Origin of the sequence: Alterirhizorhabdus solaris (assembly GCF_007785815.1) — a bacterium.
GTDB classification, from domain to species: domain Bacteria; phylum Pseudomonadota; class Alphaproteobacteria; order Sphingomonadales; family Sphingomonadaceae; genus Alterirhizorhabdus; species Alterirhizorhabdus solaris.
The window spans coordinates 15,854-29,292 of sequence record NZ_VNIM01000050.1; the positions used below are offsets into that span (position 1 = coordinate 15,854).

14 protein-coding genes and 1 pseudogene are annotated in these 13,439 nt (G+C 69.1%); 6 read left to right on the forward strand and 9 right to left on the reverse strand.

Translation table 11 applies throughout. From position 1 onward, the window contains the following. Positions 1 to 9: 9 nt before the first annotated feature. Complete coding sequence (gene ahcY, locus FOY91_RS12735) at positions 10 to 1,428, reverse strand: adenosylhomocysteinase (protein ID WP_203234559.1); 1,419 nt, start codon at positions 1,426 to 1,428, stop codon at positions 10 to 12. 125 nt (positions 1,429 to 1,553) lie between these two features. Further along, positions 1,554 to 2,114: a YqgE/AlgH family protein gene (locus FOY91_RS12740; protein ID WP_145152428.1), complete on the reverse strand. Its 561-nt coding sequence runs from the start codon at positions 2,112 to 2,114 to the stop codon at positions 1,554 to 1,556. 92 nt (positions 2,115 to 2,206) lie between these two features. Between FOY91_RS12740 and FOY91_RS12745 the strand changes: the two genes are divergently transcribed. After that, positions 2,207 to 3,196, forward strand: coding sequence for a glycosyltransferase family 2 protein (locus FOY91_RS12745; RefSeq protein WP_145152431.1), 990 nt, complete (start codon positions 2,207 to 2,209; stop codon positions 3,194 to 3,196). 65 nt (positions 3,197 to 3,261) lie between these two features. Further along, positions 3,262 to 3,744, forward strand: a complete 483-nt coding sequence (locus tag FOY91_RS12750; RefSeq protein WP_145152434.1) for a peroxiredoxin — start codon at positions 3,262 to 3,264, stop codon at positions 3,742 to 3,744. A gap of 19 nt (positions 3,745 to 3,763) precedes the next feature. Here the strand turns inward: FOY91_RS12750 and FOY91_RS12755 are convergent, their stop codons facing one another. From FOY91_RS12755 to FOY91_RS12770, 5 genes are all read right to left on the reverse strand, one after another. After that, positions 3,764 to 4,939 carry a GGDEF domain-containing protein gene (locus FOY91_RS12755; RefSeq protein ID WP_145152437.1) on the reverse strand — a complete coding sequence of 392 codons (1,176 nt, stop codon included), beginning with the start codon at positions 4,937 to 4,939 and terminating at the stop codon, positions 3,764 to 3,766. Between the two features lie 404 nt (positions 4,940 to 5,343). Next, positions 5,344 to 6,123 (reverse strand): alpha/beta fold hydrolase, encoded by a 780-nt coding sequence (locus FOY91_RS12760; protein ID WP_145152440.1) that lies wholly within the window; start codon positions 6,121 to 6,123, stop codon positions 5,344 to 5,346. After that, positions 6,104 to 6,397 carry a GFA family protein gene (locus FOY91_RS22395; protein WP_238995658.1) on the reverse strand — a complete coding sequence of 98 codons (294 nt, stop codon included), beginning with the start codon at positions 6,395 to 6,397 and terminating at the stop codon, positions 6,104 to 6,106. Before FOY91_RS22395 ends, FOY91_RS12760 begins: the two co-directional genes overlap by 20 nt. Then, positions 6,378 to 6,572: a GFA family protein gene (locus FOY91_RS22400; RefSeq protein ID WP_238995659.1), complete on the reverse strand. Its 195-nt coding sequence runs from the start codon at positions 6,570 to 6,572 to the stop codon at positions 6,378 to 6,380. The genes FOY91_RS22395 and FOY91_RS22400 overlap by 20 nt, the downstream gene beginning before the upstream one ends. Positions 6,573 to 6,585: 13 nt before the next feature. After that, a complete protein-coding gene (locus FOY91_RS12770) occupies positions 6,586 to 7,671 on the reverse strand; it encodes an anhydro-N-acetylmuramic acid kinase (RefSeq protein ID WP_145152463.1) in 1,086 nt (361 codons plus the stop codon). A 53-nt stretch (positions 7,672 to 7,724) separates the two neighbouring features. On the opposite strand from FOY91_RS12770, the gene tyrS reads away from it, so the two are divergent. The 4 genes from tyrS (at position 7,725) to FOY91_RS12790 (ending at position 12,483) form a co-directional block, all read left to right on the forward strand. Further along, a complete protein-coding gene (gene tyrS / locus FOY91_RS12775; protein WP_145152443.1) occupies positions 7,725 to 8,951 on the forward strand; it encodes a tyrosine--tRNA ligase in 1,227 nt (408 codons plus the stop codon). Positions 8,952 to 9,081: 130 nt separating this feature from the next. Then, positions 9,082 to 10,251, forward strand: a complete 1,170-nt coding sequence (locus FOY91_RS12780) for a BaiN/RdsA family NAD(P)/FAD-dependent oxidoreductase (protein WP_145152446.1) — start codon at positions 9,082 to 9,084, stop codon at positions 10,249 to 10,251. A 55-nt stretch (positions 10,252 to 10,306) separates the two neighbouring features. Then, positions 10,307 to 12,007, forward strand: a complete 1,701-nt coding sequence (locus FOY91_RS12785) for a DEAD/DEAH box helicase (RefSeq protein WP_145152449.1) — start codon at positions 10,307 to 10,309, stop codon at positions 12,005 to 12,007. Continuing rightward, positions 12,007 to 12,483: a YaiI/YqxD family protein gene (locus FOY91_RS12790; RefSeq protein WP_145152452.1), complete on the forward strand. Its 477-nt coding sequence runs from the start codon at positions 12,007 to 12,009 to the stop codon at positions 12,481 to 12,483. The genes FOY91_RS12785 and FOY91_RS12790 overlap by 1 nt, the downstream gene beginning before the upstream one ends. A gap of 3 nt (positions 12,484 to 12,486) precedes the next feature. On the opposite strand, the gene FOY91_RS12795 is transcribed toward FOY91_RS12790, so the two are convergent. Beyond that, entirely contained in the window at positions 12,487 to 12,825 is a 339-nt protein-coding gene (locus FOY91_RS12795) for a hypothetical protein (protein ID WP_145152455.1), read from the reverse strand. Positions 12,826 to 12,944: 119 nt separating this feature from the next. Further along, positions 12,945 to 13,328, reverse strand: a pseudogene (locus FOY91_RS12800) (ATP-dependent DNA helicase RecG); the annotation flags it as partial. Positions 13,329 to 13,439: the final 111 nt, after the last annotated feature.

Sequence of the window (13,439 nt, forward strand, 5' to 3'; positions counted from 1 at the left end):
CCTCGCAGGTCAGTAGCGGTAATGGTCCGGCTTGAACGGGCCGTCGGTCGAAACGCCGATGTAGCCCGCCTGCTTGGTCGTCAGCTTGGTCAGCTTCACGCCCAGCTTTTCCAGATGCAGCGCGGCGACCTTCTCGTCGAGATGCTTCGGCAGCACGAACACCTCGTTGGCGTAGTGGCCCGGCTTGGTCCACAGCTCGATCTGCGCCATCACCTGATTGGTGAAGCTGGCGGACATCACGAAGCTGGGGTGGCCGGTCGCGCAGCCCAGGTTCACCAGGCGCCCCTTGGCGAGCACGATGATCTGCTTGCCGTCCGGGAACTCGACGAGATCGACCTGCGGCTTGATCTCGGTCCACTTGTAGTTGCTCAGGCCCGCGATCTGGATCTCGCTGTCGAAGTGGCCGATGTTGCACACGATGCTCATCGGCTTCATCGCCGCCATGTGCTCGGCGGTGATGACGTCGGCATTGCCGGTGGCGGTCACGAAAATGTCGGAGCGGGTGACCGCCTCCTCCATCGTCACGACCTCGAAGCCCTCCATCGCCGCCTGCAGCGCGCAGATCGGGTCGATCTCGGTCACCAGCACGCGCGCGCCGCCGTTGCGCAGCGACTGGGCCGAGCCCTTGCCGACATCGCCGAAGCCGGCAACGGTGGCGACCTTGCCGGCCAGCATCACGTCGGTGGCGCGACGGATCGCGTCGACCAGCGATTCCTTGCAGCCATACAGGTTGTCGAACTTCGACTTGGTCACGCTGTCGTTCACGTTGATCGCCGGGAACGGCAACTCGCCCTTCTTGGCGATGTGGTACAGGCGGTGGACGCCGGTGGTCGTCTCTTCCGACACGCCCTTGATGTTCTTCACCGTCTCGGTGAGGTAGCCCGGCTTCTTCGCGACGAACGCCTTGAGCGAGCGGTGGAACTCCACCTCCTCGTCGTTCTCCGGCTCGGCCAGCGTGCCGCCGGCTTCCAGCTTGGCGCCCAGCAACGCGAACATCGTGGCGTCGCCGCCATCGTCGAGGATCATGTTGCAGGTCTGGCCGGTGCCGTCATCCCAATCGAAGATGTGCTGCACGTAATCCCAATATTCGGCCAGCGTCTCGCCCTTGAGCGCGAACACCGGGATACCGGCGGCGGCGATGGCGGCGGCGGCATGATCCTGCGTCGAGAAGATGTTGCACGTCGCCCAGCGCACGTCGGCACCGAGCGCCACCAGAGTCTCGATCAGCACGGCGGTCTGGATCGTCATGTGCAGCGAGCCGGTGATGCGCGCGCCCTTGAGCGGCTGCGATGCCCCGAACTCCTCGCGCAGCGCCATCAGGCCCGGCATCTCGGTCTCGGCGATGCGGATCTCGGCGCGGCCGAAGTTGGCGAGCGAGATGTCGCGGACGAGATAATCGGTGAAGGTTTCGGCGGGAAGGCTGGCCACGGGCATACTCCTGGGCAGGGGACAAGGGCAGCCGCATGGCCGCCGATTGCCCGTCCGACTAGCGGTGCCGCTCCCGAATTGCAAATATAAAGATTTCTTTATGTCCCGACGCCGTGCCTTTCGCGTCAGGCCCGCCCCGCCCCCGTCGCCAGCAACCGCGCGTCGATGCCGGCGCTGTCGAAGCCGGCGGACCATCGCTGCTCGGCCGGCCGGTCGAACAGGATCGTGTCGTCGCCGGGCGTGGTGAACCAGCCGTGGCGGTTGAGTTCGTCGTCGAGCTGGCCCTCGCCCCACCCGGCGTAGCCCAGCGCCACCACCCACCGCCGCGGGCCGCTGCCGTCCGCCAGCGCGCGCAATATGTCGAGCGTGCCGGTCAGCGCCCAGCGCGCGCCCACCCTCAGCGTCTCCTCGCCGATCCAGTCCGGGCTGTGCAGCACGAAACCGCGCTGCGGCTCCACCGGACCGCCCAGATGCACCGGCGCGTCGGGCGCCTTGCCCGGATCGATGTCGAGCTCCTCCAGCAGGCCGTGCAGACCCATGCGCGGCACCAGCCGCCCGACGCCGATGCCGAGCGCGCCGTTCGGGTCGTGCGCGCATATCGCGATCACAGCGCGCTCGAACCGCGGATCGCCGATTCCGGGCATCGCCAGCAGATATTGGCCGACAAGAGAGGCTGGTGCTTCCATGCCGCCATTTTATAGAGGGCTGGCATGGCTCGTCCACACCCCTTGCCGCGATCCTCACCGCTTTGCCCCGCCCCGCGCACGGGGCATGGCGCATGAACGATGCCGTGGCGGCCACGACCGGGCCGACACCGGGCGTGCCCGCGCCCGACGTGTCGGTCATCGTGCCCGCCTGGGGGCTGGCGCATCTGGTCGGCGAGACGCTCGTCTCGCTCCAGGCGCAGCGCCATGCCAACTGGGAGGCGATCGTGGTGGACGACGGCGCGCCCGACGACGTCGCCGGCGCGCTCGCCCCGTTCGGCGGCGATCCCCGCATCCGCCTACTGCGGACCGACAACCGCGGGGTCTCCACCGCGCGCAACCGGGCGATCGGCCACGCCCGCGCGCCGCTGATCGCGCTGCTCGACGGCGACGATATCTACGAACCGGACTATCTCTCGACGATGATCGGGGCGATCCGGGCCGACGAGGCGCTCGGGTTCGTCTGCTGCGACGCGACCTACTTCGGCGAGGAGGAACGCGCCGGGCGACGCTTCTCCGAGTTCAGCCCGCAGCGCCCGCCGATCACGCTGGAGCGCGTGCTGCGCCGTGATTTCAACGTGTTCACCGCCTGCATCGTCCGGCTGGCCGCGTTCGACGCGACCGGCGGCTATGACGGCGGGCTGGCCGCCGCCGAGGATTTCGACCTGTGGCTGCGGATGCTGGAGGCGGGCTGGCAGGGCGGCTATGTCGCGCAGGCGCTCGTGCGGTATCGCCGGCGTGCCGGCTCGCTCTCCCGCCAGACGACGCTGCTCACGCGGGCGCTCGCCCGGGTCTATCGCGCGGCGGAAAGGCGGCTGGGCGATACGGCCGAAGGACGCACCGCGGCGGCGATGGCGCTGCGGGCGGAGCACCGGTCCGCCTGGGAGGAAGGCGATGCGCTGATCCGCGACGGCCGCGTGCGCGAGGGGCTGCGCGTGCTGCGCGCCGCCCGCGCCTGGCGTCGCTCGCTGCGCTGGTCGCTGGCGATGCCGCTGATGATCGCCCTTCCCGCGCTGGCCGGCCCGATCCTGCGTGGTCGCCAGCGACGGAACGAGACGGGCTGACAGGCGCTCTAGCCTGCCCCGGCCACGCGATCCTCGCGCCGGCCACCACCGAAGGAAGGACCATCATGACGATCAAGATCGGCGATACGGTGCCCGAGACGACGCTTATGAAAATGACCGACAGCGGCCCCGAGGCGGTGCAGACCGGCAACTACTTCAAGGGGCGCCGCATCGCCCTGTTCTCCGTGCCGGGCGCCTTCACCCCCACCTGCTCGGCCAAGCACCTGCCGGGCTTCATCGAGAAGGCCGATGCGCTGAAGGCCAAGGGCATCGACGAGATCGCCGGCACCTCGGTGAACGACGCCTTCGTGATGGGCGCCTGGGGCAAGAGTGCGAACGTGGGCGACAAGGTGACGCTGCTGGCGGACGGCAACGGCGATCTCGTCAGCGCGCTCGGGCTGGAGATGGACGGCAGCAAGTTCGGCATGGGCAAGCGCGGCCAGCGTTTCTCGATGGTCGTGAACGATGGCGTCGTGGAGCAGCTGAACGTGGAATCGCCGGGCGACTACAAGGTCAGCGCCGCCGACTACATGCTCGAACGGCTCTGATCCGGCCGGCCGGGCGGCGTCACGCGGGCGTCGCCTCGGCCACCGGCTCCCGGCCGGCGAAACTCACCCGGTCACGCCCGTTCAGCTTGGACCGGTAGAGCGCCCGGTCCGCCCGTGCGATCAGCGTATCGAGCGAGGCCTCGCCCGGCACGAGTTCGGCCACGCCGAAGCTGGTCGTCACCGTCATCGGCGGGTCGGTGTCCAGCGTCTGCGTCGCCACCTCGCGGCGCAGGCGATCGACCACCGCCACCGCCGCCTCCCCCGGCGTATTGACCAGCAGCAGGACGAACTCCTCGCCGCCGATCCGCCCGAACAGGTCACCCGTACGGACCGCTTCGCCGATCATGCCGGCGAAACGGCACAGCAGCGCGTCGCCGGCGGCATGGCCGTGCATGTCGTTCACCGCCTTGAAGCGATCGAGATCCGCCAGTGCCAGCGACAGCGGCTGGCGATGGCGCACCGCATTTGCGATCACCCGCCGCGCCTCCTCCTCGAACCCGCGCCGGTTGAGAATGCCCGTCAGCGGATCGCGCGAGGCGAGCAGCCGCATCCGTTCTGCCAGATCGGCCGCGATCAGGAACACCGCGAACAGGCCCGTGCCGGCGAAGGCGGTCGGCAGGCCCAGCAGCAGGATCCAGCGATCCAGCCCGGCCAGGTGCGACGCCGGGCCACCCCATCCGATCGCCACCACCGCCACGATGACGCTGAATAGCGCGAACGCCCACAGCATGCCGACCGCCGAGCGTTCCGCCGCGTTGGTGCGCCGGCCCGGCGTCATCACCGCGCCCGCCGCCAGCATCAGCACCACGCCACGGAAGATCTGCGGCGCCGCTTTGGCGATGGCGACCTCGGGCACGACATAGGTGGTGCAGAACACCAGCAGGATCGTCCCGACCCCGCCCAGCAGAAGCCAGGGCAGATAGGTGCGGGCCCCGGCCCGCTGGCGAAAACCGATCGCCAGCAGGGCAGAGACGACGATCGACAGCATGTTCACCGTCATGAAGAGGATCGTGCTGCCGCCGAGGAGCATGAAGGCGATGTTCGCCGTCCATTGCAGCGTACCGAGGCCGAACGCCGCCGCCCAGGTGAGGGCATGACGGGCACGGCCCAGCGTCGCCCAGGCGATCGAAAGGATGATCGAGAGCATCGCGCTGAGCAACAGCAGCGACGACAAGACCGACAGCCCTTCGCTCATCAACGCATCTCCGCAAACGCAGCCCGCCCCGTTCGGGAAAGACACGATGTCGCGCCAACTAGACCAGATCCACGCCGATTGGGAGGGAATTGCGGCTATGCAGCATAAAATCGCGTCCGGTTGAGAATCAAGTAGATCTCGTACTTTATCATCAGACAAACGCAGTTCCGGGCTTGACCCAGGTTTATCGGTCGTGGCCCCGCCTAGAATCTGATCTCATGTTGTCCTGACGCAACATGGCGGCAGCCGACCGGGAATTTGTCGGGACGCGGCGATGCGCGCGCGCCGGCGGATACCGAGATCTGCCCTCGACAACAAGCGAACGGCGTGAGTCGCGCGCAAGGCGCACGCCGTGAGTGTCGATCGCGCGCGTTGCGCCCGTCGCCGCAACCACGGCGGCAGAATCAGCTGTCGAGGAAGCCGCTGATCGCCTCGCCAAGCTCGCGCCGGGTCACGGCGCTCATGTGATTGCCCGGGATTTCACTGAAACGCGCATCGGGGAGCGCATCGGCCAGCGCGGCGCCCGAGCCGTTGTCGTCGTCGTCCGCCCCGGTCACGACCAGCACCGGCACGTCGATGCCCGCCAGCACCGCCGCCGGGGTGTCGACGAAGGTCTCGAGGATGTTCAGCAGCGCGACCGGATCGCCCTTGGTCGTCTTGAGGAACGCCTCGGTCATCCATTCGGAACTGCCGTGCGCGAAGCTGCCGAGATTGGTGAGGACATGGCGGAAGTAGGTGCCGCGCCCCTGCGTATCCAGGATGCCGGCCAGCCCCATGCCGGACAACACCGCGCGGCGAGGGCGCGCGCCGGCCGCCAGCATCCGCACCACGGTGCGGCCACCCAGCGAATAGCCGGCGAGGTCATAGGCCGCCCCGGCCGGATCAAGCCGCAGATGGGCGAGCAGGTCGAAGCCGTCGTCCGCCAGCACGTCGCGCGGATAGGCGGCGGGGTCGTGCGGGCGGGCACTGTCGCCGTGCCCGCGCAGATCCGGCATGATGACGCGATGGCCGGCTGCCGCCAGCAGCGCGGCATGGCCGTAGCGGATCCAGTTGGTGACGGCGTTGGAGAAGTAGCCGTGGATCAGGATCAGCGGCCGCCCCTCGCCAAGCTCGCGCCAGGCCAGCTCGATGCCGTCGCGCGCCTCGAAACGGTGGACGGGCAGGTCAGTCGGGGAGTTTGCCAACGGTCTTCATCCAGCGTTCGGTAAGGGGTGTGTTCTCGTCGGATCGATAGCCGGGCAGATCGGCGGTGTCACGCCAATGCGCCAGCCGGCTCTCGATGCCGACGTGCTCGGTCGGGACGAACCGCCGGGGATCATCGAAGCTGGCGACGGCAAGGTCGATGTTCCCGCTGTCAGGGTAGTCGAAGCTCAGCGTCGTGCCGCACCTAGCGCAGAAACCGCGCCGCGCGATCGGGCTGGCGGCATAATGGTCCGGTTCACAAATGGTCCGGTTCACAAAGCCACGTCACGTCCGATTTCAACAGGTTGTGGAAGGCGATGAAGATACTGCCCGAGGTCCGCTGGCACATTCGGCAATGACAGGCGTAGGCATCGCTGTCCGTGACCCGCGCCGTGTAGCGAACACGGCCGCAATGGCAGCCGCCGCCGATCACCGCCGTGACGTCCACCATGAGGTTCCTCCGATCAGGTCCGGCTCACGATCCCGCCGGTGAGGGGCGATGCGACGCCGGTGGTGCCCGGAAAACTGATCGGCAGCCCCCGCAGCGACCGCACCGCCATATAGGCGAAACCTTCCGCCTCGGTCGCATCACCATTCCAGCCGAGCGCCTCGATCGGTTCCGCCCGCAGGCCGCAGGCCTCGCCGATCAGCGTCATCAGCGTGCGGTTATGCCGCCCGCCGCCCGCCACGATCAGCCGGGCCGGCTTTTCCGGCAACAGCCGCAGCCCATAGGAGACGGCGATGGCGGTAAAGGCGGTCAGCGTCGTCGCGCCGTCGGCCGGGGAAAGGCCGCGCGCCGGCTGGATGGTGAAATCGGCGCGGTCGAGCGACTTGGGCGGCGGCGCGTCGAAGAACGGCGTGTCGAGCATCGCCGTCAGCACCGTCTCGTCCACCCGCCCGCTGGCGCCCAGCGCACCGCCCTCGTCATGGCTGCGCCCGGTTTCGGCAAGCATCCAGTCGTCGATCAGCGCATTTGCCGGGCCGGTATCGAAGGCGATCAGGCTGCCGTCCGCGCCGATCCACGTGAGGTTGCCCACGCCGCCCAGATTCAGCACTACCAGCGGTTTCTCCAGATCCTCGGTCAACGCCTTGTGATAGATAGGGATCAGCGGTGCCCCCTGCCCGCCCGCCGCGACGTCGGCAGCGCGAAAATCGCTTACCACCGTCACGCCCAGCGCCCGGGCCATCGCCTCGCCGTCACCGATCTGCCACGTCCAGCCGCGATCGGGGCGGTGCGCCACCGTCTGCCCGTGGAAGCCGACGACCGCCACCTCCTCCGGCAGCACGTGCGCCTCGGCCAGCAGCTTGCGCACCGCAAGGATGTGATTGCGCGTGACCAGGTCCGCGGCCAGCTGGATCTCGGGGCTGGTGCGCGGCCGGTCGAAGGTCAGCGCCAGCGCGCTCGCCTCGCGCAGCATCGTACGGGCCTGCGCCGACCACGCCTCGCTGCGGAAGGCGATCGGGCGCACCATGCCCTCGCCGTCCGTCTCGATCAGCGCGGCATCGATGCCGTCCAGCGACGTGCCGGACATCAGCCCCACCGCCAGCATGCTTTCGCCCCGCCTGTTCAACCCGTGCCCCCTTGTGCTAGCGCCCCCGCGCCATGACAGACCATGCTTCCGAACTTCTGCGCCTGCTCGACAGCCGGGGTTACATCCACCAGACGACGGACGCCACCGCGCTCGACGCATTGGCTACCCGATCCGTCGTGCCGGGCTATATCGGCTTCGATCCGACCGCGCCTTCGCTGCACGTCGGCAGCCTCGTGCAGATCATGTTGCTGCGCCGGTTGCAACAGGCCGGGCACAAGCCGATCGTGGTGATGGGCGGCGGCACCGGCAAGATCGGCGACCCCAGCTTCAAGGACGAGGCGCGCAAGCTGCTGACCGACGACGTGATCGCCGCGAACGTCGCCTCGATCCGCCGCGTGTTCGAGCGGTTTCTTACCTTCGGCGACGGGCCGACCGATGCGATCATGGTGGACAACGCCGACTGGCTGGACCGGCTGGAATATATTCCGTTCCTGCGCGACGTGGGCCAGCACTTCTCGATCAACCGGATGCTCAGCTTCGATTCGGTAAAGACGCGGCTCGATCGCGAGCAGTCGCTCAGCTTCCTCGAATTCAACTACATGATCCTCCAGGCCTATGACTTTCTGGAGCTTTCCCGCCGATCCGGCTGTCGTCTGCAGATGGGCGGATCGGATCAGTGGGGCAATATCGTCAACGGGATCGAACTGTGCCGGCGGATCGACGGCACCGAGGTGTTCGGCATCACCACCCCGCTCATCACCACGGCCGACGGCGGCAAGATGGGCAAGACGATGTCGGGCGCGGTGTGGCTGAACGAGGATGCGCTGCCGGCCTATGATTACTGGCAGTTCTGGCGGAACACCGACGACCGCGACGTGGGCCGCTTCCTCCGCCTGTTCACCGATCTGCCGCTGGACGAGATCGCCCGGCTGGAGTCGGTCGAGGGCGCGGGCATCAACGAAGCGAAAAAGGTGCTGGCGAACGAGGCGACGGCGCTCTGCCGGGGCCGCGCCGCCGCCGGGGAAGCCGCCGAAACCGCGCGTCGCCTGTTCGAGGAAGGCTCGGCCGGCGGCGCGCTGCCCTCGTTGCGGATCGAGGAGGGGCGCATCGGCATCGTCGCCGCGCTGACGGTGCTGGGCTTCGCCGCCTCCAACGGTGAGGCGCGGCGCAAGATCGGCGAGGGCGCGGTGCGGCTGAACGACGTGGTGATCGCCGACCCCGCCTTCGAGATCCGGATCGAGGACGCGCCGGTCAAGCTGAGCCTCGGCAAGAAGAAGCATGGTCTGCTGGTGCGGTGAGGGGCGGCGCTCGGCTTCGCGCTGGATCTGCCCCCGCGGCCTTCACACACGGTTATCCCGACCACCACCATCGTCATCCCGGCATTCGCCAGGATGACAGAGACCGCAGCAGCATGACGGCCGGTCGACGGTGAAGGCCCCCACCCCCTATGACGCGATCATCATCGGTGCCGGCGCGGCCGGGCTGATGGCCGCCTTCACCGCCGGACAGCGCGGGCGGCGGGTGCTGTTGCTCGATCATGCGGAAAAGGCCGGCAAGAAGATCCTGATCTCCGGCGGCGGAAGGTGCAACTTCACCAACCGCGATACCGCACCGGACCGCTTCCTCTCCGCCAACCCGCATTTCGCGAAGTCGGCCCTCGGCCGCTACACCGCCACCGATTTCGTCGCGCTCGTCGAACGGCACGGCATCGCGTGGCATGAGAAGACGCTCGGGCAACTGTTCTGCGACGGCTCGGCGCGGGCGATCGTGGCGATGCTGCTGGGGGAGTGCGAGATCGGCGGGGTGGATATCCGCCTCGACCATGCCGTCACCGCGATCGACAGGCCGGACGATTTCCGCATCGCCACCCCCCACGGCAGCTTCACCGCGCCTTCGCTGGTGATCGCCACCGGCGGCCCCTCGATCCCGAAGATGGGCGCGACCGGCTTCGCCTACGATGTCGCCCGCCGCTTCGGCCTGAAGGTGGTGGAGCCACGCCCGGCGCTGGTGCCGCTGACCCTCGGCGAGCCGGACATGGCGTTCCGCGCGCTCTCCGGCGTGGCGGTGCCGGCGGTGGCGCGGTGCGGGCGGGCGGCGTTTCCGGAGGCGGCGCTGTTCACCCATCGCGGTCTGTCCGGCCCGGCGATCCTCCAGATCTCGTCCTACTGGCGCAACGGCGAGGCGATCACGCTCGACATGCTGCCCGGCCACGATGCCGCCACCGCACTGCTGGCGGCCAAGCGCGCCCGCCCCCGCGCGCAACTCCGCACCGTACTGGCCGAACTGCTCCCCGCTCGCCTCGCCGACACGCTCGCCACGCCCGGCAACCTTGCCGACCTGCCGGACAAGACACTGGCCGCGCTCGGCACGCGACTCAACGGCTGGTCGTTCACCCCCAGCGGCTCCGAAGGCTATGCCAAGGCCGAGGTGACGGTAGGCGGCGTCGATACCGCCGGGCTGAACCAGAAGACGATGGCCGCCAAGGCGGTGCCCGGCCTCCATTTCGTCGGCGAGGCGGTGGACGTGACCGGGTGGCTGGGCGGTTATAATTTCCAATGGGCATGGGCGAGTGGATGGAGCGCCGGACAAGTGCTATAGGGCGCCGCAACATGCAGGCCGGACAGGCCGCTCCCCCGGTCGCATTGGAATAAGAATGCCATTCTCCGCCCTGCCCGCCGTCATCGGCGAGGCGCTCGCCGCACGCGGCTACGAAACCCCCACCGACGTGCAGGCCGCCATCCTTGCGCCCGAGACGCTGGGGCGTGACCTGCTCGTTTCCGCCCAGACCGGGTCGGGCAAGACCGTGGCGTACGGCCTCGCGATGGCCTCCACCCTGATGGGCGAGGAGGAGAAGTTCGGTTTCGCCAAGGAGCCGCAGGCACTCATCATCGCGCCGACGCGCGAGCTGGCGATGCAGGTGCAGCGCGAGCTGACGTGGCTGTACGGCCCGGCCGGCGCGCGCGTCGCCTCCTGCGTGGGCGGCATGAACGTGCGCGAGGAACAGCGGGCGCTGCGGAATGGCGCGCATATCGTCGTCGGCACGCCGGGCCGCCTGCGCGATCATCTCGAGCGCGGCAGCCTCATCACCTCGTCGCTGAAGGTGGTGGTGCTGGACGAGGCGGACGAGATGCTCGACCTCGGCTTCCGCGAGGATATCGAGGAGATCCTCGACGTCACCCCGCCCGAGCGCCGCACCCTGTTGTTCTCGGCCACCATCCCCAGGCCGATCGCGATCCTCGCCAAGACGTACCAGCGCGATGCGATGCGGATCGAGACGACCTCGGCCGGCAAGGCCCACGCCGACATCGAGTATCGCGCGATCGCGGTGGCGCCGGCCGATATCGAACATGCCGTCGTCAACATCCTGCGCTTCTACGAGGCGAACGGCGCGATGGTGTTCTGCGCCACGCGCGAGAATGTGCGCCGCCTGCACGCCAGTCTCGTCGAGCGCGGGTTCGCCGCCGTGGCGCTGTCGGGCGAACTGAGCCAGAACGAGCGGACCCATGCGTTGCAGGCGCTGCGCGACAAGCGCGCGCGGGTGTGCGTGGCCACCGACGTGGCGGCACGCGGCATCGATCTGCCCGATCTGGGGCTGGTGGTGCATGCCGAGCTGCCGATCGACCCCGAAACGTTGCAGCACCGCTCCGGCCGCACCGGCCGCGCCGGGCGCAAGGGCACCTGCGTGCTGATCGTCCCCTACCCGCGCCGCCGCCGCGCCGAGGGGATGCTGCGCGCCGCCAACGTGAAGGCGGCCTGGGTGCCGGCGCCCACGATCGAGGATATCCGCGGGCAGGACCAGAGCCGGCTGCTGGAGACGATCCAGCCCGGCGATGCCGCCGAGGACGATCTGGCGGTCGCGCGGCAGCTGCTCGAACGGCACAGTGCCGAGGAGATCGCCGCCGCCTTCGTTCGCACCCAGCGCCAGAACCTGCCCGAGCCGGAGGAGATGTTCGCCGGCGGACCGGACGAGCGCCCCGCCCGCCCGGACGGCCCGCGCGCCGGGTTCGAGGATACGGTGTGGTTCCGCATGAACATCGGCCGCAGCGCCAACGCCGATCCGCGCTGGCTGCTGCCGTTGCTCTGCCGTCGCGGCCACATCACCAAGAGCGATGTCGGCGCGATCCGCATCGGTGATCGCGAGACGCTGTTCCAGATCCCGCGCCACGTGGCGGATCGCTTCGCCGAGTCGCTGCGCCGCACCGCCGGGGCGGACGACGACGTGCTGATCGAGCCGGCCGGCGATGCGCCGCAGCCGGTGCAGGGTGGCCGTCGCCGTCCCAACGAGGGCGGGCGTCCGCATGCCGGCGGACCGCGCAAGCAATATTCCCCCCGTCCCTACGGCCGCGCGCGCTGATGGCGGCGGCGCCCGAGCCGGGCGTGCACATCCTCGTCGATGGGGATGCGTGCCCGGTGAAGGAGGAAATCTACAAGGTCGCGCGCCGCTATGCCGTGCCGGTGCGGGTCGTGACCAATTCCTATTACCGGGTGCCAGCCGAACCGCTGATTACGAAGGTGGTCGTCGGCGCCGGTTTCGACGAGGTGGACGACTGGATCGCGGAAGCGGCCGGTGCGCGCAGCATCGTCGTCACCGCCGATATCCTGCTGGCGGATCGCTGCGTGAAGGTGGGGTCGGTAGTGCTCGGGCCGACCGGTCGGCCGTTCGATGCCGCCTCGATCGGCAATGCCGTCGCCACACGCGCGCTGATGGCGGACCTGCGGGCGATGGATCAAACGAGCGGCGGCCCGCCTCCCTTCTCGAAGACGGACCGCTCGCGTTTTCTATCAGCACTGGATCAGGCGATCGTCCGGCTCAGGCGGACGATCGCCTGACGGTCACTTGCGGCCGCGATTGACGCACTTGTCCGTCACGGTGCGGCTGCACGGCGGATAACTCGCCGGATCGCTGGCACCCGACTGCATGGCCATCGGCGGCGGGGCATTGGCTGCCGGCGGCGCCATGCCCGGCGCGGGGGCGTCAGCCGGTGCGGGTGCCGCCATGTCGCCACCGGGGCCGGGCGCGCCGGCAGGCGGCGGCGGCGCCATCGCGGGATCGGCCGGTGCCGGCATCGTATCGGACTGCATCGGCTGGCCCGCGGCACCCGGCGGCGGCGCGTCCTGCGCCATGGCGGCGGTGCCGAACAGCAGGCTCGTGGCGATCAGAAGGGCTTTCATGTCTCTCTCCTTGCTCGAAAGGGGGGCGATCCGTTTGAAACGCGAAGTTCGGGTCGCGCCTCCAGTGGCAGCGACAGCGGGATAAACGCCTCCGATCCGATTTCGTGCCTTCCCCCGTCTCAGCCGCCGCGCAGCAGCCCCACGGCCGCGTCGCGCTCGAACAGGTAGAGCGCGGTGCGCGCCGCCTGCCCGCGCACCCCCTCCAGCCCGCCGTCTCGATCCACCAGCAGCCGCGCGTCGTCGGTCGCCGTCTGGATCAGCGCGGCGGTCTGTTCGGGGGTGGCGATACGGAAGCCGGCCTCGCCCGATTGCCGCGTGCCGAGGATCTCGCCCGCCCCGCGCAAACGCAGATCCTCCTCGGCGATCAGGAAGCCGTCGGTGGACGCGCGCATCGTCACGAGCCTTTGTTTGGCGGTTTCCGAGAGGGTTCGCCCGCCCTCGCCGCCATTGCCCTGCCACAGCAGCAGGCACACCGAATGGCCCTGCCCGCGCCCCACCCGCCCTGGCTCTTTTACACATCTCCGAGCCCACGAGACATCTCCGGCTCCCGGATGCCGGCTTCTGCTTGGAAAAAAAACAAAGCCGAGGCCGTCCTCGCCCCACCGGTAGGCGCG

Coding starts and splice junctions, on each gene's coding strand:
- FOY91_RS12740 (WP_145152428.1), bottom strand. CDS start 2,114: ATGGAAGCACCAGCCTCTCTTGTCGGCCAATATCTGCTGGCGATGCCC.
- FOY91_RS12745 (WP_145152431.1), top strand. CDS start 2,207: ATGAACGATGCCGTGGCGGCCACGACCGGGCCGACACCGGGCGTGCCC.
- FOY91_RS12750 (WP_145152434.1), top strand. CDS start 3,262: ATGACGATCAAGATCGGCGATACGGTGCCCGAGACGACGCTTATGAAA.
- FOY91_RS12755 (WP_145152437.1), bottom strand. CDS start 4,939: ATGAGCGAAGGGCTGTCGGTCTTGTCGTCGCTGCTGTTGCTCAGCGCG.
- FOY91_RS22400 (WP_238995659.1), bottom strand. CDS start 6,572: ATGGTGGACGTCACGGCGGTGATCGGCGGCGGCTGCCATTGCGGCCGT.
- FOY91_RS12770 (WP_145152463.1), bottom strand. CDS start 7,671: ATGCTGGCGGTGGGGCTGATGTCCGGCACGTCGCTGGACGGCATCGAT.
- tyrS (WP_145152443.1), top strand. CDS start 7,725: ATGACAGACCATGCTTCCGAACTTCTGCGCCTGCTCGACAGCCGGGGT.
- FOY91_RS12785 (WP_145152449.1), top strand. CDS start 10,307: ATGCCATTCTCCGCCCTGCCCGCCGTCATCGGCGAGGCGCTCGCCGCA.
- FOY91_RS12790 (WP_145152452.1), top strand. CDS start 12,007: ATGGCGGCGGCGCCCGAGCCGGGCGTGCACATCCTCGTCGATGGGGAT.
- FOY91_RS12795 (WP_145152455.1), bottom strand. CDS start 12,825: ATGAAAGCCCTTCTGATCGCCACGAGCCTGCTGTTCGGCACCGCCGCC.